The 392-nt window shown below is 48.5% G+C and carries 1 protein-coding gene; it reads left to right on the top strand.

The annotated features are described in order from the left end of the window. Positions 1 to 169: 169 nt before the first annotated feature. Positions 170 to 392: HD domain-containing protein (locus tag B2751_RS04985; RefSeq protein ID WP_290773308.1), on the top strand; the 223-nt coding region annotated here is incomplete at its 3' end.

The raw sequence follows: 392 nt of genomic DNA, 5'->3' as shown, positions 1-392 counted from the left end.
TGTACCGGATTCAATTGACGGTCTTTGAGTATAATACACGTGCGGTTCAGCTGTACGAGCGACTTGGGTTCGTGCAGGAAGGAAGATACCGTGCTTTTTTACGACGAGACGGAGAGCGGCATGACATGTTACTGTATGGATTACTTGAACCGGAATGGAGGGAACGACAATGATTCAAGAAACGGAAGCGTTCGTCCGGTCGTTTCATGCGACGGACTTTTCAGGTCATGATTATGCTCACATTGAACGAGTTCGCCGTTTAGCGTTACATATTGCAAAACAGGAAGGCGGGAATGTTCGGATCATCGAATTAGCAGCCTTACTTCATGACGTAGCAGATAGCAAACTCGGGGGAACGGCAGAGACGGTCGCCACCTTTTTGCAAGGAAAGG

Source organism: Exiguobacterium sp. UBA6282 (assembly GCF_002440475.1).
Taxonomy (GTDB): Bacteria; Bacillota; Bacilli; order Exiguobacteriales; family Exiguobacteriaceae; genus Exiguobacterium_A.
The sequence above is the reverse complement of the archived record's forward strand: the minus strand, read 5'-3'. Positions and strand labels throughout refer to the sequence as shown.